The following is a 21497-nucleotide window of genomic DNA, read 5'->3' on the forward strand; positions in this document are numbered from 1 at the left end:
CCTAAGCGATCTGGATGCGTACCAGGCCGTTAAATGAAATACGCAAGGCATCGCCACGCGGGGGGGTGGCGTCGGCGTCCCAGTCGCTAAGCACCCAGCGCTCCAGGTCTGTGCCCAGCGCATGTTGCGCCGGCCGGTGGGTATGGCCGTGTACTAACACCCGGGCGCGTGCCGCAGCCAGCCATTGGCAGGCTGCCGGGCCATCCACGTCGGCGTAGACCACGCCGCTATGCTTGCGGTTTTCGCTCTGGCTGCGGATGTTGCGGGCGATTTGCTGGCGTTGCGCCAGAGGCTGTGCCAGAAAATTGCTCTGCCAGGCGGGGCTACGCACCATTGCTCGGAACTGTAGGTAGTCCACATCGTCCAGGCACAAGGCATCGCCATGGCTAAGTAGCCAGCGTTGCCCGGCGAACTGCAAAACCGTAGGGTCGTCCAGCAGGGTCAGCTGGCAGGCATCGGCAGCCCGCTGCCCGAACAGAAAGTCCCGGTTGCCGTGCATGAAGAAAATCGGACGTTGTTGGGCGGCTGCCTGTAGCACCTGAAGGCAGGTCGCATCAAACCCTATTGGATCGGCGTCCACACCGTCGTCACCCACCCATACTTCAAACAAGTCACCCAGAATGAAGACGGCATCGGCCGTGGTGCTTGCCATATAGCGTTGCCACGCAGCAAAGGTGGCCGGCTCAGCGGCCTGCAAATGCAGGTCCGAAATGCAATCGACCGTGCGCCAGTGGGCAGGAGCTAGCAGCTCGGCCACTGGAGGCACGGTCGACGCTGGCGCGATGGAGGTCGGCGCCATGCAGTCCTTACAGTGCGACGGCTTTTTCGATGACCACGTCTTCCACGGGCACATCACCGTGGCCGCCGCGGTTACCTGTCTTCACTGCCTTGATGCCGTCCACAACTTCCGTGCCGGACACGACCTTGCCGAACACGGCATAGCCCCAGCCGGAGCTGGAGATTGCGGTGTGGTTCAGGAAGCCGTTGTTGGCCACGTTGATGAAGAACTGGGCCGTAGCCGAATGCGGATCGCTGGTGCGGGCCATGGCAACGGTGTAGTTGTCATTCTTCAAGCCGTTATTGGCTTCGTTGTCGATAGGGGAGTCCGTACCCTTTTGCTTCATGCCGGGCTCGAAGCCACCGCCCTGGACCATGAAGCCAGGAATCACGCGGTGGAACACGGTGTTGTTGTAGTGGCCCTTGGCCACATAGGCCAGGAAGTTAGCGACCGACTTGGGTGCCTTTTCCTGGTCCAGTTCAAGGGTGATGACGCCGCGGTTGGCGATGTGGAGTTCGACTTTGGGGTTGCTCATGGCAGGTTTTCCTTATGGAGGTTGAAAGCGCTTTCGTGATCCCGGGGCGCCTGGCAACCCGGGCGGGAAAGTTAGAGAGGAGTGGCAGTACGGATGCTGATGGTGGTCACGGGAACGTCCTGGAACGGCCCCTTGCTGGCGGTAGCGCTGGTGCGGATCTTGTCAATCACGTCCATACCCGACACCACTTTGCCAAACACTGCATAACCGTAGCCGTCCGGCTGGGGGGCGTTCAGGTTGCTATTGTCTTTGACATTGATGAAAAACTGGGCGGTGGCTGAGTTGGGGTTGCCGGTACGCGCCATGGCAATCGTGCCACGGTCGTTCTTCAGCCCGTTATTGGCCTCCAGCGGAATGGGCGGGCGGGTTGGCTTTTGCTGCAAGTCGGGGGTAAAGCCGCCGCCCTGGACCATAAAGCCGTCGATCACACGGTGGAAGATGGTGCCGTCGTAATGTTTGTCTTGCACGTATTGCAGGAAGTTCGCCACGGTCTTGGGTGCTTTGTCGGGGTAGACCTCGACCACGAAGTCGCCGACGGAGGTGGCAAATTTGACCCGGGGTGCGTCGGCGGCAAATGCGGGAGCAGCGAGGGCACAAGCCCAGATGGCACCGGCAGTCAGCCAGGCGCGCTTGGAAGTAGAAAAAGCCATCATGTAGAAATGCTATGCAAAAAGGGCGCTGCAGCCTCATGAGACTGCAGCCGTGAACGCAGAGTTACTTTGCTTTGGGGGCGGCAGCGGGTGTCAGCACATCTTTCAGCAAAGCGACTTTTTTGGAGGCTTGCGGATTGTTGGCATTCAGCTGCAGCGACTTGCTATAGGACTGGCTCGCCAGCTTGGCGTAGATATCGCCCAGATTTTCATGGGCGGTGGCGTAGTTCGGGTTGATGCGGACCGCCATTTCCAGGGCCGTACGGGCCTTGTCGAAATCGTTCTGTCCGGCGTACAGCACGGCCAGATTGTTATAGGGCTCGGGCAGTTCGGGGAACTCCTGGGTGAGCTCCGTCAGGGTGGTGATTGCATCCGCGGGGTGGCCTGCTGCGCTTTGCACCGAAGACTTCAAGAAGCGCATTTGCGGGTCCCGTGGCTTGACAGCCAGGTACAGGTCTACTTTGGCCTGTGCCTCTGTCAGCTTGCCGGTGCGTAGCAACTGGTTCACATCGCTGTAGTCATCCGCGTAAGCTGCCGAAGTCGCCACCAGGGCGCCAACAGCCAGCACGCGTAGCACAGTAGAAAAACGGAACTTGGGGTGCAGCATAGGGCCTCTTGAAAAGCATGCGAAGACAGGCCCAAACGAGGGCTATATACTCGGAAGATTGTAGCCCAGGGGTTTCGCAATAACGGACCCGCCCCCACCCAGGCGCGGATTTCAAGCTGCCTCCCTTGTCCAGTGTTACCCAGTGAAAAGCCCGCAGGACCGCCATGCGTCCTGCGCCAACCCTAGATTCCATGAGTTTGCGCATATACAACACGCTTTCGCGTGCCACGGAAGAGTTTTCGCCGATCGAGCCAGGCCATGTGCGCATGTATGTATGCGGCATGACGATTTACGATCTGTGCCACATCGGCCATGCCCGCATGATGATGGCGTTTGACGTTGTGCAGCGTTGGTTGAAGGCTAGCGGCTTGCGCGTGACCTATGTGCGCAACATCACCGATATCGACGACAAGATCATCGCCCGCGCAGTGCAGCGCGGCATCACCATCCGTGCCCTGACCGACGAGATGACCCTGGCCATGCACCAGGACATCAGCCTGCTGGGCATAGAGCCGCCCAGCATCGAGCCGCGTGCAACGGAATACGTGCCGCAGATGCTCAACCTGATCGGCATGCTGGAGCAGAAAGGCCTGGCCTACCGCACGCAGCAAGGCGATGTGAACTACGCCGTGCGCAAATTTCCGGGCTACGGTAAGTTGTCCGGCAAGTCGTTGGACGAACTGCATGCAGGTGAACGCGTGGCGGTACTGGATGGCAAGGAAGATCCCCTGGACTTCGTCCTATGGAAAGCCGCCAAACCCACCGAGCCCTCCGACGCCAAATGGGACAGTGACTTCGGCCCCGGCCGCCCCGGCTGGCATATTGAATGCTCGGCCATGTCCTGCCAGACCCTGGGTGAAAGCTTCGACATCCACGGCGGTGGTGCCGATCTGCAGTTTCCGCACCACGAGAATGAAATCGCCCAGAGCGAAGGCGCGTCGGGTAAGCCCTTGGCTCGCTTCTGGGTGCACAACGGTTTTGTCCGGGTGGACAACGAGAAGATGTCCAAGAGCCTGGGCAACTTCTTCACCATCCGCGACGTGCTGCAGAAGTACGACGCTGAAACCCTGCGTTTCTTCCTGGTGCGTACCCATTACCGCAGCCCGCTGAATTACAGCGATGCGCATCTGGACGACGCCCGTACCGCCCTGAAACGCCTGTACACCGCACTTAGCCTGGTCGAACCCGAAGTGCCCGCACAGATCGACTGGACCCAGCCGTTTGCTGCCCGTTTCCAGGCCGCCATGGACGAAGACTTTGGCACGCCGGAAGCCCTGGCCGTGCTGTTTGAACTGGCATCCGACGTGAATCGCAGTCAGTCGCCAGCGCAGGCCGGCCTCTTGAAGGCCCTGGGTGCAACCCTGGGTTTGCTGCAAGGCAGCGCCAAGGCCTTTTTGCAGGCTGGTGCCGGTCTGGACGATGTCGCCATCAAGGCGCTGATTGTCCAGCGCGCGGAGGCCAAGGCCGCCCGCAACTTTGCCGAAGCCGACCGTATTCGCCAGGAGCTGCTGGCCCAGGGCATTGCCCTCAAGGACTCCGCCAGCGGCACGACCTGGGAGGCAGCGTAGTGCTTTTTTTGCGAATGATTTCGCCCGTTGGCGCAAGTGGAATGTGCGATGGCTGCTACTAAAAATATAGTAAGAGACAGCCCTACCGTATTCACTCCGGCCTACTGGGCAGATGCCCGCAAGCATCTGGTTAAAAAAGACCGGGTGATGAAGCGCTTGATTCCCCAGTTTGGCGACGTTTGCCTGGAGACCCGGGGCGATGCTTTCACCACGCTGGCGCGCAGCGTCGTGGGCCAGCAGATATCGGTTAAGGCGGCGCAAACGGTGTGGGGCAAGTTTGTCAAACTGCCTGAACAGATGGTTCCACAGAGCGTGCTCAAGCTCAAGGTGGACGATATGCGCGCCGCCGGCCTGAGCGCGCGCAAGGTGGAATACCTGGTGGACCTGGCCCTGCATTTCGATGCCGGCAAGCTGCATGTCCAGGCTTGGGAGGATATGGACGACGAGGCCATCATTGCCGAGCTGGTGGCCATACGCGGCATCGGCCGCTGGACTGCCGAGATGTTCCTGATCTTCCATATGATGCGGCCGAACGTGCTGCCGCTGGACGATGTGGGGCTGATCAGCGGCATCAGCCAGAACTATTTTTCGGGCGACCCCGTCAGCCGCAGTGACGCACGCGAAGTGGCTGCCGCCTGGGCACCGTACTGCAGCGTGGCAACTTGGTATATTTGGCGGTCTTTGGCCCCGGTGCCTGCTGCGGACGCGGCGAAATAAACACCTACTAGCTTTCAGGACTGGGGCGCGATGCACCTCCAGTCCTGAAAGTTATCTCACTACCTTAGGAGAATGACCTTGGCAAAAAGAACATTTCTGGATTTCGAGCAGCCGATTTCCGACCTCGAAACCAAGATCGAAGAGCTGCGCTATGTGCAGACCGAGTCTGCCGTGGATATTTCGGAAGAAATCGACCAGCTCAGCAAAAAGAGCCAACAACTCACCAAAGACATTTACAGCAACCTCACGCCCTGGCAGATCACCAAGATCGCCCGTCACGCCGAGCGTCCCTACACGCTGGACTATGTCAACGAAATCTTCACCGACTTCGTCGAGATGCACGGCGACCGCCACTTTGCCGATGACCTGAGCATCGTGGGCGGCCTGGCGCGCTTCAACGGTACGGCTTGCATGGTGATTGGCCACCAAAAGGGCCGCGACACCAAGGAGCGTGGCCTGCGCAACTTTGGCATGACCAAGCCCGAGGGTTACCGCAAGGCACTGCGTCTGATGAAGACCGCCGAGAAATTCAAGCTGCCGGTGTTCACCTTTGTGGATACTCCCGGTGCCTACCCCGGCATTGACGCGGAAGAGCGTGGCCAGTCCGAAGCCATTGGCCGCAATATCTACGAGATGGCGCAGTTGGAAGTGCCCATCATCACCACCATCATCGGCGAAGGCGGCTCTGGCGGTGCGCTGGCGATCTCGGTGGGCGACCAGGTGGTGATGCTGCAGTACTCCATCTATTCCGTCATCAGCCCTGAAGGTTGCGCCTCCATCCTGTGGAAGACCTCTGAGAAAGCCGGCGATGCAGCCGACGCCCTGGGTATTACCGCGCACCGCCTCAAGGCCCTGGGCCTGGTGGACAAGATCGTGAACGAGCCCGTGGGTGGCGCCCACCGTGACCACAAGCAGATGGCAGCCTTCCTCAAGCGCGCCTTGAACGATGCGTACCGCCAGGTCAGTGATCTCAAGGTCAAGGAACTGTTGGACCGCCGTTACGACCGCCTGCAAAGTTACGGCCGCTTCACCGATACCAAGGCCGAAAGTAAATAAGCAAGCAAGCCGCGATTACCTGCATACATGCCCTGGTGGACCTGTTCACCAGGGCATTTGTCCTTTAGAGCTGAAAAGCTACCCAGCGCACCGCCGCTTCCAGTAGTTCGCGCGCCAGGCCGGGAGCGCGTGGTTTGTAGGGTTTGGTATTGGCCAGCTGGTGTTCGATCCATTGGGCGAAGGTCTGCACCACGGGCGCATCGTAAAAGGCCACCATCAGTTCGTAATTGAGGAACAGGCTGCGCTCGTCCAGATTGGAAGAACCCACCAGTGCCATGTCCTCATCGATGAGCACGGCCTTGGCGTGCACCATATGCGGCGATAGCCATATGTGAGCCCCTGATGCAGCGAGCTCGCGAAGCGCGGCGTGGCGCGCAATATCGGCCAAACGGTGGTTGGAGTGGGCGGGTATCAGCAGGGTCACGGTCACGCCGCGTCGGGCTGCCAGGGCCATGGCCACGAGCAGGGTCGAGTCGGGCACGAAATAGGGCGTTACGGCCAGTATGCGGCTTTTGGCTGTGAAGCAGGCCGACACCAGCAGCGTATAGACCGTGTCTTCGGTCTGGTCCGGACCACTGGGCACCAGACGCGCCCGCGAGCCCGTAGTGTGGGCGAGGCCTGTTGTGGGTGGCGGTGCGGCTTCGGTCACGCCGGTGATGGCGAAGTTCCAATCTCTGTCGAAGCGTTGTTGCGCCTGCTGCGCCAGGTCGCCGCGCAGATCAAAACTAAGGTCTATCCAGACCGGTTTGTTGCGGAAGGTCTGGGTCGACCTGGTGTCGCCCTCAAAGTACTCGGCCGCCAGATTGCGCCCGCCGCACCACAACCATTGCCCGTCGGCTAGCACCATCTTGCGGTGGTTGCGCAGATTGGTACGCCCGCGCAAGGGGGAGCGCAACGGCGGTACGAACAAGGCCACTTGAACACCTGCCGCGCGCAGCTTGTTCAGCTTGACGGGGCCGCCCAGGTAACGGCCTATGCCGTCTAGTAGCAGCCGTACCTGGATGCCTTCACGGGCGCGCCGCACCAGCAATTCGCAGATCTCATCGCCCAGCACATCCTTGCCCAAAACGAAGGTACAGATGTCCAGGCGCTGGTGCGCGCCGTGGATGCCCATCCGAAGGGCATCCAATGCCTGGCTGCCATGCGCGTGCACGGCCAACTGGCTAAACGAGGCCGCGTCACCCAGGCTCAGTGCCCTGGCCAGCCGCTCGGCCTCGGCGGGCGGGGCATTGTGGCTGGATGGGGTTGTAGGCGGCCTTCTCAGGCGCTTGGGACTAACAACTTTTCGGCTGCCAAATACCAGATACAGCGGCAAGGCCACATAGGGCAGAAGCACCAGGGAGACCACCCAGGCGATACCCGCGGACGGATGGCGGCGTTGTTTCAGCGCGTGTGAGCCTGCAGCGTAAATGCCCAGGCCCAGCAGGACGATCAGGCTGTGCAGGGTAATCCATTGGCGGGCGAATATGTCGTGGAGCACAGCTTGTGTAAGACCGGTTTCAGGCCAGGTAAAGACGCTACAAAGTTATACACAGTCTAGTGCGTACCCGGTTGCAATCCCGCGCAAACAGGTTTGCAATAGCCCATGGCTACGTGAAAGGAGACGATATGCGAACCGAACTTCTGCAACCCGCTGCCACCATCGTCGCAGCACTGATCAACAAGGAGGCCGACCGCAGCTCCACGGGCCACCGCCTAAGCTGCCAGGAGCTGCTGGTCGCCACCTACCGCAAACTCGAAGCCGCGGTGGAGCAGATAGAACAGGAAGACAGCAACAAACACCGGCGTGAGTAGCCGGTAGGAACCGGGCCGATGGCCTAAAGCTGCCGGCCCGCCTTGTCCAGCCACATCTGCAGGCTGTCGTGCAGGTCGGTGTGGCTGAACGAGCAGCTTTCTTCACTGAACAGGGCGCTGGATTCAAGCCGATCCAGCAGGCCCAACAACACCTCGCCGTAGCGCGGGGGCAGGGCGGCCAGCAAGTCCGGGCATTGCCGTGCAGATTGGCTGAACGCGTGGATGTCCAGGCTTGCATTGCGCAAGGCGTCCAGGCTTTGTTGCAAGCCGGCAAGTTCAGTGCGTGCGCTCATCGATTTGAATAAAAAGTGGCCCTGGCGCAGATTCTATCTGCGCGAGTAGCTATCAAATATATAGCGCGTGTTAGTCATGCAGTGAGGACAGGAACTGTTTCAGCTCTGGCGTTTGCGGGTTGCCGAACAGCTCGTTGGGTGGCCCCATCTCGTGTACACGGCCCTGGTGCATGAAGATCACGCGGTCGCTGACCTTGCGGGCAAAGCTCATTTCGTGGGTCACCATCAGCAGGGTCATGCCCTCGTCGGCCAGGCTTTCCACTACGCGCAGAACCTCGCCCACCAGCTCGGGGTCGAGAGCGGAGGTGATTTCATCGCATAGCAGTACAGCCGGCTCCATGGCCAGAGCCCGGGCAATTGCCACGCGCTGTTGCTGGCCGCCAGAAAGCTGGTCGGGCCAGGCGTCGAACTTCTCGGCCAGGCCTACGCGGGCCAGCAGCTTGCGGGCCTGCTCCATGCCGGGTGCTTCGGCCTGCTGCTTCACCAGGCGCGGAGCCAGCATCACGTTCTTGCCTACGGTGAGGTGGGGGAACAGATTGAAGCCCTGGAAGATCATGCCCACGCGCTGGCGCAGTGCACGCATGGCCAGGGCGTTGTCATGTAGCAGGGGCTTGCTGTCTACGGTGAGCGAGCCGCTCTGGAATTCCTCCAGCCCGTTGATGCAGCGCAGCAGTGTGCTTTTGCCTGAGCCGCTTTTACCGATGATGGCTATCACCTCGCCGGGCTGGACTTGCAGGTCGATGCCCTTGAGCACCTCGTTGCTGCCAAAGGATTTACGCAGGCCCTTGATTTCGACGATCGCGGGTGCGGACACGGGTTTAGCGACGGGCTGCATGCAGCTTCCTTTCAAGCATCTTGGCGTACAAACTGACGGGGAAACACAAAATGAAATACAGCAGAGCCACGCAGCTGTAGACCACAAAGGGTTTGAAGGTGGCGTTGGTGATCATGGTGCCGGCCTTGGTCAGCTCGATGAAACCGATCACCGAGGCCAGGGCCGTACCCTTGATGACCTGCACCAGGAAACCCACAGTCGGGGCGATGGCGATCTTCACCGCCTGGGGTAAAACCACGTAGCGCAGGCGTTCACCAAAACTCAAGGCTAGGCTGGCTGACGCCTCCCACTGCCCCTTGGGGATAGAGGCCACGCAGCCGCGCCAGATTTCGGTCAGAAAGGCGCTGGTGTACAGCGTCAATGCGGTTGCGGCAGCCACCCAGGCGCTGGTATTAACGCCAAACAAGGCAATGCCAAAGTAGGCCAGGAAAAGCTGCATCAGCAGCGGCGTACCTTGGAACACCTGTACATAGGCGCCTACGGCCTTATCGACGCCTTTGACCTGGCTGAGCCGGGCCACCAGCAGCAGTGCGCCGACGATGCCGCCGCCGATGAAGGCCATCAGCGAAAGCCCCACCGTCCAACGCGCAGCCAGCAGCAGGTTGCGAAAAATGTCCCAAACGGAAAAATCAACCATGTGTAGATCCTTTGGGAGGTTAGCGGCCAAACACGAAGCGTGGGCCCAGCCAATTCAGTAGCTTGCGCATGGAAACTGACAGCGCCAGGTAGATGGCAGTGGCGATGATGAAGGCCTCGAACGCGCGGAAATTGCGGCTCTGGATCAGGTTGGCGGCGTAGCTCAGTTCTTCGGTGGAAATCTGTCCGCACACCGCCGAGCCCAGCATGACGATGATGATCTGGCTGACCATGGCCGGCCAGACCTTTTTCAGGGCAGGCGGCAGCACCACCCTGGTAAAGATCTGCAGGCGAGATAAGGCCAGGCTCATGGCCGCTTCGATTTGCCCCTTGGGTGTGGCGTCGATGCCGGCGCGGATGATTTCCGTGGCGTAGGCGCCCAGGTTGATCACCATGGCCAGCACCGAAGCCACCTGGGGCGATAGCTTGAAGCCCAGCGCGGGCAAGCCGAAAAAGATGAAGAACAGTTGCACGATGAAAGGCGTGTTGCGGATCAGCTCTACATAGGCTCCCACCAGCCATTTGAGGGCCAGCGGCGCGGGTGCATTCTGGCTGCGCACCCAGGCGCAGGCGATGCCAACCACGGCGCCAATCAGCGTGGCCAGCAGCGTTAGCAGCAGCGTCCAGCCCACGCCCTTGAGCAGCAGCGGCCACTGCTCCAGCACGGCAATAAAGTCAAATTGGATGCGCATGGGCTGCCTCCGAGGATGGTGTTGGCTGGGGTCATGCGCCTCAGCGGCGCACGGGGTGGACTATGGTGCGGGCGAGCCCCGCAGAATGCGGGGTGGCCTGTTTACTGCGGCAGATCACCAGCGGGGCGGCCCAACCAGCGCTCGGCCATCTTGTCGATGTCGCCGGATTTCTTGGCGTCGGCGATGATTTCATTCACCTTCAGGCGCAGCTTGTCTTCCCCCTTGGCCACGCCGATGAAGTTGGGAGAGTCTTTCAACAGCAGCTTGTATTCGGTGCCCAGCTGCGGGTTCTTGGCCATCAGGTTGCCGGCGACCGAGGCGCCCGTGGCAATCACCTGCACCTGGCCGGAGACGAAGGATGAGACGGTGACGTTGTTGTCTTCGAAGCGCTTGATGTCGGCACCGGCTGGGGCCAGCTTGGTCAGCTCTTGGTCTTCGATGGCACCACGGGTTACGCCGACGCTCTTTCCGTTCAGGTCGGCAAAACTCTTGATGGCCAGGGATTTGGGTGCGAACACGGCTTGGAAGAAGGGCGAGTAGGCGGACGTGAAGTCGATCACTTTTTCACGCTCTGGGTTTTTGCCCAGGGTGGAGATCACCAGGTCAGCCTTTTTGGATTGCAGGTAGGCGATGCGGTTGGCGCTGGTAACGGGTGCGAGTTCGATGGCCACGCCCAGCTTGGCGGCAATGTAGTTGGCCATGTCCACGTCCAGGCCCTGGGGTTTGAGGTCGGTACCGACAAAGCCGTAGGGAGGGAAGTCGGTGGGAATGGCGATAGTGATCTTCTTGGCCTTCATCACGTCGTCCAGCGCCGTTTGGGCGTGGGCACCCAGGCTGGACAGCAGGGCGATGGTGGCAAGGCCCAATTGGAAATGGCGGCGAGAGGTGGTCATAGCAAAGCTCCTAGGTAGGTGGATGGGTCTTCGGTGGGGTTCGCAGGTTTTTTGCGAGTTTTCAATGATCTTGTATGCAAGACTTGTGCCTCAGCGGCGAGGGCCGGCTTGCCTACCGGCGCCAGGGCGTCGCGCAACTGTGCCAACGGGTCGGCATTCACGGGCAGCTTCAGCGCATGTTGAACGCTGCCGATGTGGGCTGCCATCAGGGCCTCAGCACGGACAATATCGCCCTTCTCCAGGGCGCCAACGATCTGCACATGGTCCTCGCAGGACTGGGCTGCGTTGTGCGACGACTGGTACAGCATGGCGATCAAGGTCGTGCGCGCGGTGTAGTCGCGCAGGGTGTCGGCCAATAGCGTATTGCCCAGGCATTCGGCCAGGCAGACGTGAAAGTCGCCCAGCAAGAAGCTGCGCGTGCCAATGTCATTCCCCTCCACGGCCGCCTGCTCTTGCTTGAGGTGCTGTTTAAGTCGTTTCAGTGCGGGTTTTTCAATGCCTTGTAGGCTGCGAATCAACCCGGTTTCGATGACGCGGCGGGCTTCAAAGGCTTCACGCGCTTCTTCTTGCGAAGGCTCAATCACATACCAGCCACGGCGCGCGCTGACGGTGACGATGCCGCGTGCGGCCAGGTGGGTCAGCGCCTCGCGCACGATGGTGCGACTGCAATCGAACAGCATGGCCAAAGGTTGCTCGCCCAAGCGGGAGCCAGGGGCCAGCTTTTGCGCCATCACGGCTTCGATAATGCGTTTGCTGATGTCGGATGCGGTGCTCATGGCTGCATATCATGCAGCATTTGTGCCAACTGGTATGCAAGATCGGTGCACCTATTTGGTGTGCTCTACCTATTTAATCCGTGCTTGGACGGGTCTATCTTGGTGCCAACGGTGTTGGCGTGGGATTTGCGATAGTTCTAAGATGGTGTTTTATTGAAAGGCCCACCATGTCGTTGCTGTATTACGGTAGCGCGCTGCTTTTGCTGTGCGCCTGTGGTGCTTGGGCTTTGTACGGGCTGCACAGTAGGGAGGTTGGGGGGCTGCGTTTGCGCTTTAATGCGGTGGCACGCAGCTCGGCGGACGCCATCTGTTTGGAGGATGCCCAGGGTGTGGTGCAGTACTGGAGCCCGGGTGCGGTAGTGATGTTTGGTTATACCGCCAAGCAAATGTTGGGACAGCGCAGTCAGATTCTGGTGCCCGTGGACCGCCTGGAAGAAGAAGAACAGCTGCGCAGCCATGCAACTGAATCGGTTCAAACCCTGGAAACCGTGCGCCTGCACCAGAACGGCAGCCTGATTCCGGTGGTCATTGCGGCGACCGCCATGCTGGACGCCCGCGGGCAGCTGGTGGGCTTGTCCAGGGTGGTGCGTGACACTTCGATGCAAAAGCTGGCGACCGACTTGGTGCGCACCATGTCGATGAACGACGCCTTGACCGGCCTGCCCAATCTCAGCCTGCTGCGTGACCGCCTATGGCGCGCCCAGTTGCACAGCAACCGGCAGCGCAGTTTCTTTGCTGTGCTGTATGTGGACCTGGACCAGTTCAAGCAGGTCAACGACAAGCACGGGCACGCCATTGGCGACAAGCTGCTGGTCGAGGTAGCCGTGCGCATGATGGCGGCCATACGCCAGAACGATACAGTGGCTCGTCTGGGGGGCAATGAGTTCGTAGTGCTTCTGGAAGATCTGGGTGCCGAGGAGGTGTTTGCGGTAAATCACGTCAATGCCGTGGCAGACAAGGTGCTGGATCTGCTGGACCGCGACTATCTATTGGGCGACTTGCGTCTGCGTTGCACGGCCAGCATCGGTATCCATTTGCTGCAGGGTGGCAATGGCAGCGTGGACCAGATCATCAAGGCCGCGAACACGGCCATGCGGGTGTCGCGCCAGGGGCGCCAGTCGGTGGCGCTAGGCGTTTTTCGGGGAAAGGTTTAAGACAGCATCAAGGCCTTGAACTCGCGGTCCAGCAATGCGGGGTCCGTCAGGTTCAGCTCTATCAGGCGACGCAGATGGGTCATGCTGTCCAGGTCGATACTGCGACACATCAGGCCGATATCGTTGCCGTTGATATGCGCCACCTCGGTAGACATGGCGATATGCGCTTCGAGCTTGGCCAGCGGGATGCTGAGCTGGCTGAACATGCCTACCCGGATTTCGGCCGGAGCGGCCAGGCGTACCAAAGCACCCTTGAAGGACAGGTCCAGTACCTCTACCTGATGGCGGGCCATTGGCGTGGTCAGAAATGCCGGGGCATCAAAAGACACGCGCATGAATTGGCGGCGCTCGTTGGACATAGTTGTCTCCTTAATCGGTCCGGTGATTTTGCGCCAAATCAGGCGCCGTCCAACGGGTTTGCGGGCTTTTTCGCATGGCGCTGGTGGTTGCAGTGGTCGTGGCTGATAGCCAGGTTTTCCTGGTGGCTGCTGCCACCCTCGCTCAGCGGCTGGATATGTTCCAAGGTAGCAGCCTCGGCTGCCACATGTTCGCCGCATACCCAGCAGGGCACCTGGCCGTGCAACTGGCGGGCCACAATGTTGTAGATTTTTATGCGGGTGTGGCCAAGTCGGCTCATGCGGCGCCTGCGCTGGAATAAGTGGAAAAACGAGTATGGGCTGAAATGCCCGAGAATGCTATGCAGTTTATAGCGGCTGGTGCAGGTACTGCTTGCGCTAGAGGCCGAAAAGACCTCAGGCCTGTAGATCGATGCCGCGAGGTGCGCCTTGTAAGCGCTGGAACACGTTCAGCGTTTTGGACAGGCTGTGCACGCTTTGCAGGTCGTTGCGGTTGCGCGCGTCGTCAATACCGGTTTGCAAGCGGGCAATGATGTTGTTGGGTTGGTCGTAGATTGACGGGATCTTGCCGTGAAAATTGGTTTTGCTGGACGCTGTGGGCATGGTATCGGCCAGGGTGACGGTGTCTTCCTGGTCCAACTGGCCCCTGCTGACCAGTTCACCCACGGTTTGACCCAGCTGGGAAGGGGTGATGCTGGTGAAGTCGTAGGTCGAGGATGCGTTATTGGAGCTGGTGCGGCTGGTTGATGCCGTATCGGTATAGGCGGCAGACAGCGCAGCAGCACCCGCCTTGCTGACCGGCGTTGCAGCGTACATATTGCCGCTTGCACCCATAACCCTCATATACGCCTCCATTGAACTTGCCCTCAGTTTCAACGAAATACGCCCAACCAATTTCTGGATGAACGCCGGAAAACGCCCCTATTTTAACTTTCAGAGCGTTGTAATCAACTATCAAAAATAATAGCGCTCTGCGCAAGCATCACTTGCGCGAGGCCAACAAAGCATGTTTGTTTTTAGGTCGGCTTACCTGCTTTTGCAAGCTTGGGCGCGGCCTTGACCAGATTGCAATGCAATTTCAGTGCCGCCATGGCTTCCACCAGGCGGGTATCGCGCTCGTCCTTCAGGTCGCGTTCGGTCTCTGCGACAAAGTTCTGCCACAGCGTCTGGTAGTCGTTGTGGTTCTCGTGCGGCGCATATTCGCGGATGAAGTCAGTGGCCAGCTGGGGCTGGTAGCTGCCTTTGCGGATTTTGCGCACCAGGCTGGCGGCCGCCGTTTCGGTCAGCGTGGTCTTGCGCGCCATACCGGCGGCAATGCACAGGAAGAGGGTGATCAACGAGCTGTCGTCGGTATGCCGCTGGGTTAACTTCAGCCACTGGTCGGAGATGGCCCGGTCCAATTCGCTGACATCTTCCACGCCTTCGTCCAGCCAAAAATAGCGGCCCATGAAGTTCAGCGACTGGATAAACAGTTTGCGCGGCTTTACCGAGGCGTCCAGTACCTTTGGCAGATCCTGCTCCACCATAGACTCCAGCGTGGCCTGCAGTACCGGACGCAGGTGGGCAGGGGCATCCTTGGGCATGGCAAGGTCTACCGGTTTGCCGGCTTCGGCACGTTTGCGCAACAGATTCACCACAGTTTCGAACTGCGGCCAATTCGGCATCAAGCTGCGACCGGCTGCCAGGGACAGCAGGCTGGTGCGGATGACGGCCTCCGAGTCGGTATCGGCAGCCTGCAGCTCGCGTCGTGCCACGCCCAATTTCTGGGCCAGCCAAAAGGCTGCGTCCAGGCGGGTCTGGATGGCTTCGCGCTTGGCCAGTTCCTGCTGGTATTCGGGCAAGGTCTTCAGCGTCCATTTGGCCAGCACCGGGATCATTTCGTCGCGGAAGCCGCCGCTATCGATCATGCTGAAGTGGGTGTTGTCCGGCATGGACAGCAAGCCCTTGAGCATGTCGGAGCCAGCCTTGGAGCGCGACAGAAAGGAGTTCTCCCGCAGCAGCTCGGCCGCTTGGCGCAGGTCGCCGGCGCAGTCCTGCTCCAGATGTAGGCTGACCAGGTTGACCATGCGCTCACGCGCCTTTTCCAGCTCCGGCCGCAGAAACTCAGTGCCAAAGTAGCGAGCGATCTGCACCATGCCCTTGGGCGCATCGTTGCGGATGGACTCAAGCTTGGCGTCGTCGATCAGTCCGTTCTGCAGGCCAAAGCGCAGCGCTTTCTCGAAGAAAGGCCGGTGGTCGTAGATCGAGATGCCGGCACTGGTTTCTTGCATGGTCATGGGCTTAGATCGCCGATTCTTCGTCGGGGTCCGCGGCTTTGCGCTGCGAGCCTTCGCCTTCGCCGTGGGTTTCGCGGAAGGGCGTGTGGCCGCCCTGGTGCAGGCTATCGTCTTCGTCTTCGGATTCATCCTCGAAGGCCTTGACGCGAGCCCGCAGTATCACCATCACCTCGATCAGGATGTCAGGGCAGTCGTTGCGCAGCAGCCAAGTGAATTCCATCCAGTCGTGGTCGGCGATCTCGTCGCGGTCCACCTTGGCCTCGTTGTACATCTGCACGACCAGCTCGCCTTCGGACAGCACGGCGCCGGTGTCTTCCGATGCTTCGAAAGTACCGGTGCGCAAAAAGCTCTCCACCCGGCCCCAATGGTCGGCCAGGTAGTCGGCCAGGGCATCGCAACCACCTTCGCGTTCGCCAATGGCGCGCAGGAATTCAACCGGGTCGTTGTCATCCCGGAAGATGACTGAATTCATCATGCCGCGCAGGTGGGCGTGGGTCAGGTCCTTGTACTGCTTTTCGATGACCACGGCGCGCGAGAACTGCTCGGGCGTGACCAGCAGGTTGATGACCGAGTCCTTAGACGGGTCGTATTCGCGTATCACCGCCAACAGGTCTTTCGGGGGCAGTTGGTCCAGTGCCAGCACCAGGGCCTGGTCGCCTTCTTCGTCGGCCAGTTCCACCAGGGCGGATTCGGCGCCAACGATGTCTCCGGCCAGGATCAGGCTTTGGGCTTTGACGATTGCGGGGTAATGCATGGGTAGGGCCTTTACTCTTTACTCAACGGACACTTATCTTGCTCACGCTTTGGGCGGCTTCGGGTCGAAGCCTTGCTCCTCCATCCAGGCGGCGCCGGCATCTTCGCGGTCGCGGGCGTCCTGCTCTTCGGGGTCGAAATCTTCTTCATCATCCTCGGGCTCGTCCACGGCGGCGCCGCGGTCATCGGCTCGGGTGTACAGGTATTCCAGGCAGGCGGCGACGGCCAGAAAGCGCTCCCCGGTGGGCTCTTGCAGCACGCGTGCGGCCAGGGTCTTGGCCCAGGGGGCCAGTTGGATGGTTTGTGAGAGTTTTGCCCAGTCGGGAAACTCTTCAGGTTCTTGCGCGACCAGCAGATCCATGGATTTGGTGTTGGAGAAGCTGAAGCCCTGGTGGAAGGCGGTGGCCAGCATTTCAGGACTGTCGTCCATCATGTGGACCAGAAAGTCCACCTGGCTGCGTTTTTCCTTCAGGCGCTTTTCCAGCACGTTCTTGCCTTCGGAGTCGGACACCAGGTCGTCCATTTCCGCGTCGTAGGCGCGGGCGTGGTCGGCAAAGTAGCGGGAGAGTTTCATTTCAAGGCCTCGTTCAGGTAGTTGTGCCAGATGCTGCGGGCGGTATCCAGCGGGTCGTCCAGCAGGCCGCGGCGGCGGTTGTCGTCATACGTCTTGCGACGCTCCTCGTCGGACAGCACCTCGTAGGCGGTTTGCACCGCACGGAACAGCTGGGGCGCGTCGGGGGAGGCGTTGCGGTCCGGGTGGTACTGCGAGGCGCGCAGCCGAAAGGCTTTTTTGATCTCGGCCAGCGTGGCGGCACTGGACAGCCCTAGCGCAGCATAGTGGTCTTGCATGGTTTTTCTTCACAAAAAAAGACAGCCCACATGGCGGGCTGTTTTTACATCTCGGCGCAAGCGCGCGGATGCAGGATTTTACCCGCTACAGAGCATGTGGGGGCTGGTGCAAGAATGCCAAGCCGTTTGCACGCGAAAAATGCTGTCGGTGCAGATAAATACTTCGCTGGGTGCTATCGAAAATGCAGCATTGGCGTCGCAGATCAGGACGCCAGCTCAGGTGGTCTGCTTATGAACATATCCAGCCTGAAATGGAAGGCTGCAACCCGGCAGATGTCCCTAAAGTTGAGAATGAACAAGAGCCTGCTATATGCCCACACACACCCTTATTCCGAAGGAGGACATCATTCAGGAGGATAATGTAGCCTCCTGTGTGGCCTGCGTGCCGTATGACTATGCCTCAGGGCATCCCGATAAAAGGTTTTATCCATGGCGAAAGCTGAATCCAAAACTGCCATGCTGGCCGACGGACTGCGTTACAAGTCCAAGGCTTCCGGCTCGCCCTTTGCGGCTGCTGCGTCGTTTGGTGGCGCCACCATGTCGTGCTTTTTGTGCGGCAAGCACCGTACCCGTTCGCTGATGGGTACCCGCAAGGTGCTCGGCAAGTCCCAGGCGGTTTGCTCTCCATCGTGCCAAGCGATGGATGAAGCCGCCAGCTAAATCCAACACCTGACCCCTGTTACGGCAAACTGCATTCGCGGTTGTGGCCTAATTGCGGGTTAACCAACTTTAAATGGAGTAATTGATGGCTAAAGAACCCCGCACCGAAGCAGAGCGTCGCGCTTCCCCCAAGCCCACGCCACTGCCCGGCTACACCAACCCCGTCAGCCGCGGTCAAAAGCGCAGCCTGGAACGCGGTGTTGCAACACGTAGCAAGAAGAACCCTGGCAAGCGTCCACACAAGGGCGGTTAATCTCCATCCTGGTGGCAACAACGCCGCGTAGGTGGGCCTGTATGGGTCGCCTACGCGGCGTTGTTGTTTCCGGTCGATCAATTTCAAGCAAAATCAGCCCCATGGTCAAACACAAATCCGGTCCTAGCGAATGGGTGACGAAAATGCTGGCGCTGATCCGCAGCGGCAATGCGACGGCGGCAATTGCACAAATCAAGGCTGCGCACAGCGCCAAGGATGTGGCTCAGCTGCGCACGCAGCTGCAACTGCCTAATGCACCCGCGCGGCATCCCAACGTCGATACAGCGCTGGACGAGCAGGCTGTGGCATTGGCCAGCCCACGGCTGCACCGGGCACCTTAACCATGGCTGAAGTCGATACGCCGCGCATTCGGGGCTTTCACGCCCACGTGTATTTCGACGCCAGCACGCTGGAGCAGGCCCGCGCCCTGTGCCTCGAGGCTGCCAGCAAGTTCAAGTTAGCGATGGGGCGGGTGCATGAGCAGCCTGTAGGGCCGCACCCTGACTGGAGCTGCCAACTCGCATTTGCTCCCTCGGTATTTGCCGAGTTGATCCCTTGGCTGGCGTTGCATCGGCGCGGCTTGGTGGTGTTCATCCACCCCATCACCGGTAATGATCTTATTGACCATCGGGACTATGCGATGTGGATGGGCGCAGTCCGGCCGCTGAACTTGTCGGTACTTTCAGGCTCGGACACTACCTATGAGCTTCCTGAAGATTAACGATGCCGACTTCTAAGCATTGGGTTCTATGGCTGCTGGCAGTTGGTGGTTTGGGTACCTTGGCAGGATGCTCGCTTCCCATGCGGTCCATTCCACAGCAAGAAAACTTCAACTCCAAAGGGCAGTTTTCCCGTATGTTTGATGCCTCACCGGCGCAGACCTGTGAGGCCGCTCGGAGGGCTTTGCTGAGCCAGGGCTACATCATCTCAGCCGCGAGCAAGGAACTGATTCAAGGGCAAAAAAGCTTCCAGCCTGAAAACGAAATTCATGTACAGGTGGATATTCGCGTGGTGTGTGTCTCGGAAAGCAAAAATGGCCGCATCAGTCTGGGTTTTGTGAGCGCGCTGCAAGACCGTTACGCATTGAAAAAGACCAACGCCTCCGCCAGTCTGGGGGTGGGTGCACTAGGGTCGTTTTCGCTGCCACTAAGCTCAAGTAGCGACGCCATGGTCAAAGTCAGCAGTGAAACTATCGCTTCTGAAACGTTCTACGATAGCTTTTTTTCCTTGGTGCAGCATTATCTGGTGCAAGACCAGGAAGACGATGATGATGACGAGCCCGCTGTCAAGCCTGCAACAAAACCACCCAAAGCGGGTGTAGAACACTGAGTCTGGGTTAAGTCAACGCGCGCAAACGCTGCGCTAGCGCGGTCACTGCGGATTTCGCTGGGGCTGGAGACGCAGGCGCCTCCAGTTGCGCCTGGATCAGGCGGTGTAAGGTTTCGACCTGTGGCGTGACACTGCCAAAGAAGCGCACCTGCTGGTCGACCAGAACCAGCAGGGTGGGGAAGTTGTCTACCTCAATCGGGTCTACCTGATCGGCCTGGTCTTCTATATCAATCCACACAAATTCGGCGCCGGGAAAGCTGGCCTTCATCTGCTCAAACCGGGCCTGGTATTCGCGGCAGCTGCCGCACCAATCGGCACACAAGCAAGCCACCCATAACGAAGAGTTGCTTACTATGGATTTAATAGCTTGTGACATAGATTCTGATTGCGCTAGCGGGTGATTTTAGGTCGAAGTTTATGGCTGCAATACTTCTATGGCGATGGCCTCTAGGGACTGGCGCAGCCAGCGTTGTACCGGGTCATGCTGGTGCCGCAAATGCCACAGCATATACATGGGCAAATTGGGGCAGGGCAGTGGTAGCGCGCAACTGTTGAAGTCGCGCAGCATAGCCCGGCCCAGTAGCCCCGGCATAGTGGCTAGCCAGGGGCTGCCCAGCAGAAAGGCGGCTATTCCAGCAAAGCCTGGCACGGTGACCGCCATACGGCGTTGTATGCCCTGTGTTTGTAGCCATTGGTCTATGTCTAGTGTGCGGCGCGGCTGGTACAGCACGCTCACATGCTCGCTGGCCAGGTAGTCAGCCAGCGTGCTCGGTGCGGCACGCGCGGTCGCGTCATAAAACACCCGGTAGGGCGTTTCAAACAAGCGTTTTTGTACGATGTCCGTGGCATCGGGAGGTCGGGGGGACAGTACCAGTTGGCAGCTGCCATCGCGCAGCATTTCCGCGCTGGGTACGCCCGAGGGAATGGTGTGCAAACTCACCATGGGTGCTTGCTGGCGCAGTTTGCGCAGCAGCGGGGGGAGCAGCAGATCGCGCTGCATATCGTTGGCGGCGATGGTGAAGCAGACTTGCAGGGCAGCAGGGTCAAATTGCTCGGCGGTGGCGAGTCTTTGCATGTCTTCCAGCATTAGGCGAGCTGGCTGGGCCAGGGCTTCGGCCCGTGCGGTGGGGACGATGCCACGCCCCGACTTCACGAACAGCGGGTCGCCCGTAATGCCGCGCAGCTTGTCGAGCAAATGGCTAACGGCGGATTGCGTCACGCCTAGGCGTTGGGCGGCACGGGTGACCGAGCCTTCTTCCAGTACCGCCAGCAGCAGTTGCAGCAATTGGCCATCCAAGTGTGAGTAATCGAATTTGCTCATGGGTTTGATCTTAATTATCGACTTTATTGAATGTGTGGCGGCGGGAATACTTCCCATCACCCACTTCACAGGAGACAACCATGGTCCACGTCGATATACCCGGCACCACCTTGTTTGATAGCGTCCAGGCCCGCAAGGGCTATGCACTGAACAAGATGTGCTTTTCGTTCAACACCGCCGAAGCCCGCGCAACTTTTCAGCAGGACGAAGAGGCTTATATGCGGGCTTTTGGCTTGAATGCCGAGCAGGCCGAGGCGATTCGCCAGCGCAATGTGCTGGCACTGATAGAGGCTGGGGGCAATGCCTACTGCCTACCGCCGCGCGCTGTTACAAGCTGGGCGAAGCCATAGGACGGGCCGTGGCGTCCTGGGACAGCGACGCCCGGGTGGTCATCATCGGCACCGGTGGCCTGAGCCATCAACTCGACGGCCAGCGTGCTGGCTTCATCAACAAGGCATTTGATTTGCAGTTCATGCAGAGCCTGGTCAGCGATCCGGCCTGGGCGACCCGCTTCAGCATCCATGAGTTAGTCGAGAAGGTGGGCACCCAAGGTATTGAGCTGCTGATGTGGCTGACCACGCGGGCTGCTTTACCTGGACAGGCGCGGTTGCTGCATTCGAACTACCACATTCCCATCTCCAACACCGCCGCCGGTTTGATGTTGATGGAGTCCATCACTTAAGCTGTGCGCACATAAAAAAAGCCCCTGCCAGCGT

At 59.7% G+C, this 21497-nt stretch carries 31 protein-coding genes and 1 pseudogene; 12 read left to right on the top strand and 20 right to left on the bottom strand.

The annotated features are described in order from the left end of the window. Position 1: 1 nt before the first annotated feature. The 4 genes from AC07VY_RS06875 to AC07VY_RS06890 form a co-directional block, all read right to left on the bottom strand. Positions 2–799 carry a UDP-2,3-diacylglucosamine diphosphatase gene (locus tag AC07VY_RS06875; protein ID WP_495096754.1) on the bottom strand — a complete coding sequence of 266 codons (798 nt, stop codon included), beginning with the start codon at positions 797–799 and terminating at the stop codon, positions 2–4. A gap of 7 nt (positions 800–806) precedes the next feature. Then, positions 807–1313: a peptidylprolyl isomerase gene (locus AC07VY_RS06880; RefSeq protein ID WP_495096753.1), complete on the bottom strand. Its 507-nt coding sequence runs from the start codon at positions 1311–1313 to the stop codon at positions 807–809. 71 nt (positions 1314–1384) lie between these two features. Next, on the bottom strand, positions 1385–1963 hold the full coding sequence (locus tag AC07VY_RS06885; protein ID WP_495076117.1) for a peptidylprolyl isomerase: 579 nt from the start codon (positions 1961–1963) through the stop codon (positions 1385–1387). 64 nt (positions 1964–2027) lie between these two features. Next, positions 2028–2570 (bottom strand): tetratricopeptide repeat protein, encoded by a 543-nt coding sequence (locus AC07VY_RS06890; RefSeq protein ID WP_495096752.1) that lies wholly within the window; start codon positions 2568–2570, stop codon positions 2028–2030. A 191-nt stretch (positions 2571–2761) separates the two neighbouring features. Here AC07VY_RS06890 and cysS point away from each other — a divergent pair, with 191 nt between their 5' ends. The 3 genes from cysS to AC07VY_RS06905 all read left to right on the top strand — a co-directional run bounded on the left by cysS (position 2762) and on the right by AC07VY_RS06905 (position 5911). After that, a complete protein-coding gene (gene cysS, locus AC07VY_RS06895; RefSeq protein WP_495096751.1) occupies positions 2762–4138 on the top strand; it encodes a cysteine--tRNA ligase in 1377 nt (458 codons plus the stop codon). A 48-nt stretch (positions 4139–4186) separates the two neighbouring features. Further along, the gene (locus tag AC07VY_RS06900) at positions 4187–4855 is read left to right on the top strand and encodes a DNA-3-methyladenine glycosylase family protein (protein ID WP_495096750.1); all 669 of its coding nucleotides are present in this window, start codon (positions 4187–4189) and stop codon (positions 4853–4855) included. Between the two features lie 78 nt (positions 4856–4933). Further along, complete coding sequence (locus tag AC07VY_RS06905) at positions 4934–5911, top strand: acetyl-CoA carboxylase carboxyltransferase subunit alpha (protein WP_495076113.1); 978 nt, start codon at positions 4934–4936, stop codon at positions 5909–5911. A 64-nt stretch (positions 5912–5975) separates the two neighbouring features. On the opposite strand, the gene AC07VY_RS06910 is transcribed toward AC07VY_RS06905, so the two are convergent. After that, on the bottom strand, positions 5976–7391 hold the full coding sequence (locus AC07VY_RS06910) for a phospholipase D-like domain-containing protein (protein WP_495096749.1): 1416 nt from the start codon (positions 7389–7391) through the stop codon (positions 5976–5978). Between the two features lie 128 nt (positions 7392–7519). Here AC07VY_RS06910 and AC07VY_RS06915 point away from each other — a divergent pair, with 128 nt between their 5' ends. Continuing rightward, on the top strand, positions 7520–7705 hold the full coding sequence (locus AC07VY_RS06915; RefSeq protein WP_495076111.1) for a hypothetical protein: 186 nt from the start codon (positions 7520–7522) through the stop codon (positions 7703–7705). Positions 7706–7728: 23 nt separating this feature from the next. Here AC07VY_RS06915 and AC07VY_RS06920 read toward each other — a convergent pair whose 3' ends face one another. From AC07VY_RS06920 to AC07VY_RS06945, 6 genes are all read right to left on the bottom strand, one after another. Next, entirely contained in the window at positions 7729–7998 is a 270-nt protein-coding gene (locus AC07VY_RS06920; RefSeq protein WP_495076110.1) for a hypothetical protein, read from the bottom strand. A gap of 70 nt (positions 7999–8068) precedes the next feature. Continuing rightward, a complete protein-coding gene (locus tag AC07VY_RS06925; RefSeq protein WP_495076109.1) occupies positions 8069–8833 on the bottom strand; it encodes an amino acid ABC transporter ATP-binding protein in 765 nt (254 codons plus the stop codon). After that, on the bottom strand, positions 8817–9470 hold the full coding sequence (locus tag AC07VY_RS06930) for an amino acid ABC transporter permease (RefSeq protein WP_495076108.1): 654 nt from the start codon (positions 9468–9470) through the stop codon (positions 8817–8819). The genes AC07VY_RS06925 and AC07VY_RS06930 overlap by 17 nt, the downstream gene beginning before the upstream one ends. Before the next feature lie 19 nt (positions 9471–9489). Then, complete coding sequence (locus AC07VY_RS06935) at positions 9490–10161, bottom strand: amino acid ABC transporter permease (RefSeq protein WP_495076107.1); 672 nt, start codon at positions 10159–10161, stop codon at positions 9490–9492. 101 nt (positions 10162–10262) lie between these two features. Next, the gene (locus tag AC07VY_RS06940; RefSeq protein ID WP_495096748.1) at positions 10263–11054 is read right to left on the bottom strand and encodes a transporter substrate-binding domain-containing protein; all 792 of its coding nucleotides are present in this window, start codon (positions 11052–11054) and stop codon (positions 10263–10265) included. Next, complete coding sequence (locus AC07VY_RS06945; RefSeq protein ID WP_495096747.1) at positions 11051–11830, bottom strand: GntR family transcriptional regulator; 780 nt, start codon at positions 11828–11830, stop codon at positions 11051–11053. Before AC07VY_RS06945 ends, AC07VY_RS06940 begins: the two co-directional genes overlap by 4 nt. A 167-nt stretch (positions 11831–11997) precedes the next feature. On the opposite strand from AC07VY_RS06945, the gene AC07VY_RS06950 reads away from it, so the two are divergent. Next, positions 11998–12984 carry a diguanylate cyclase domain-containing protein gene (locus AC07VY_RS06950; protein WP_495096746.1) on the top strand — a complete coding sequence of 329 codons (987 nt, stop codon included), beginning with the start codon at positions 11998–12000 and terminating at the stop codon, positions 12982–12984. On the opposite strand, the gene AC07VY_RS06955 is transcribed toward AC07VY_RS06950, so the two are convergent. From AC07VY_RS06955 to AC07VY_RS06985, 7 genes are all read right to left on the bottom strand, one after another. Beyond that, positions 12981–13343, bottom strand: coding sequence for a PilZ domain-containing protein (locus tag AC07VY_RS06955; protein WP_495076103.1), 363 nt, complete (start codon positions 13341–13343; stop codon positions 12981–12983). The two genes, AC07VY_RS06950 and AC07VY_RS06955, sit on opposite strands and share 4 nt — an antisense overlap. A gap of 38 nt (positions 13344–13381) precedes the next feature. Beyond that, the gene (locus tag AC07VY_RS06960; RefSeq protein WP_495096745.1) at positions 13382–13621 is read right to left on the bottom strand and encodes an HNH endonuclease; all 240 of its coding nucleotides are present in this window, start codon (positions 13619–13621) and stop codon (positions 13382–13384) included. 115 nt (positions 13622–13736) lie between these two features. Beyond that, positions 13737–14183 carry a hypothetical protein gene (locus AC07VY_RS06965; protein WP_495096744.1) on the bottom strand — a complete coding sequence of 149 codons (447 nt, stop codon included), beginning with the start codon at positions 14181–14183 and terminating at the stop codon, positions 13737–13739. Between the two features lie 173 nt (positions 14184–14356). Next, positions 14357–15616 (bottom strand): hypothetical protein, encoded by a 1260-nt coding sequence (locus tag AC07VY_RS06970; RefSeq protein WP_495119479.1) that lies wholly within the window; start codon positions 15614–15616, stop codon positions 14357–14359. 4 nt (positions 15617–15620) lie between these two features. Continuing rightward, complete coding sequence (locus AC07VY_RS06975; protein ID WP_495096742.1) at positions 15621–16370, bottom strand: hypothetical protein; 750 nt, start codon at positions 16368–16370, stop codon at positions 15621–15623. 42 nt (positions 16371–16412) lie between these two features. Then, positions 16413–16943, bottom strand: coding sequence for a hypothetical protein (locus AC07VY_RS06980; protein WP_495076098.1), 531 nt, complete (start codon positions 16941–16943; stop codon positions 16413–16415). Beyond that, complete coding sequence (locus AC07VY_RS06985; protein ID WP_495076097.1) at positions 16940–17218, bottom strand: DnaJ domain-containing protein; 279 nt, start codon at positions 17216–17218, stop codon at positions 16940–16942. The genes AC07VY_RS06980 and AC07VY_RS06985 overlap by 4 nt, the downstream gene beginning before the upstream one ends. 429 nt (positions 17219–17647) lie before the next feature. Here AC07VY_RS06985 and AC07VY_RS06990 point away from each other — a divergent pair, with 429 nt between their 5' ends. The 5 genes from AC07VY_RS06990 to AC07VY_RS07010 all read left to right on the top strand — a co-directional run bounded on the left by AC07VY_RS06990 (position 17648) and on the right by AC07VY_RS07010 (position 19460). Beyond that, positions 17648–17878, top strand: coding sequence for a hypothetical protein (locus AC07VY_RS06990; protein ID WP_490594091.1), 231 nt, complete (start codon positions 17648–17650; stop codon positions 17876–17878). A gap of 85 nt (positions 17879–17963) precedes the next feature. Continuing rightward, on the top strand, positions 17964–18131 hold the full coding sequence (locus tag AC07VY_RS06995) for a hypothetical protein (protein WP_490594092.1): 168 nt from the start codon (positions 17964–17966) through the stop codon (positions 18129–18131). 101 nt (positions 18132–18232) lie between these two features. Beyond that, a complete protein-coding gene (locus tag AC07VY_RS07000) occupies positions 18233–18472 on the top strand; it encodes a hypothetical protein (RefSeq protein WP_495076096.1) in 240 nt (79 codons plus the stop codon). Between the two features lie 2 nt (positions 18473–18474). Next, on the top strand, positions 18475–18852 hold the full coding sequence (locus AC07VY_RS07005; protein ID WP_495096741.1) for a DOPA 4,5-dioxygenase family protein: 378 nt from the start codon (positions 18475–18477) through the stop codon (positions 18850–18852). A gap of 2 nt (positions 18853–18854) precedes the next feature. Beyond that, a complete protein-coding gene (locus tag AC07VY_RS07010; RefSeq protein WP_495096740.1) occupies positions 18855–19460 on the top strand; it encodes a DUF2242 domain-containing protein in 606 nt (201 codons plus the stop codon). Positions 19461–19467: 7 nt separating this feature from the next. Here the strand turns inward: AC07VY_RS07010 and AC07VY_RS07015 are convergent, their stop codons facing one another. Together AC07VY_RS07015 and AC07VY_RS07020 are read right to left on the bottom strand one after the other, a co-directional pair. Beyond that, the gene (locus AC07VY_RS07015; RefSeq protein WP_495096739.1) at positions 19468–19836 is read right to left on the bottom strand and encodes a thioredoxin family protein; all 369 of its coding nucleotides are present in this window, start codon (positions 19834–19836) and stop codon (positions 19468–19470) included. 39 nt (positions 19837–19875) lie between these two features. After that, positions 19876–20781, bottom strand: a complete 906-nt coding sequence (locus tag AC07VY_RS07020; RefSeq protein ID WP_495096738.1) for a LysR family transcriptional regulator — start codon at positions 20779–20781, stop codon at positions 19876–19878. A gap of 80 nt (positions 20782–20861) precedes the next feature. Between AC07VY_RS07020 and AC07VY_RS07025 the strand changes: the two are divergent. After that, positions 20862–21095: pseudogene (locus tag AC07VY_RS07025) on the top strand (protocatechuate 3,4-dioxygenase); the annotation flags it as partial. Positions 21096–21139: 44 nt separating this feature from the next. Further along, the gene (locus AC07VY_RS07030) at positions 21140–21463 is read left to right on the top strand and encodes a DODA-type extradiol aromatic ring-opening family dioxygenase (protein ID WP_495096737.1); all 324 of its coding nucleotides are present in this window, start codon (positions 21140–21142) and stop codon (positions 21461–21463) included. Positions 21464–21497: the final 34 nt, after the last annotated feature.

Source organism: Rhodoferax sp. GW821-FHT02C08, from assembly GCF_059421805.1.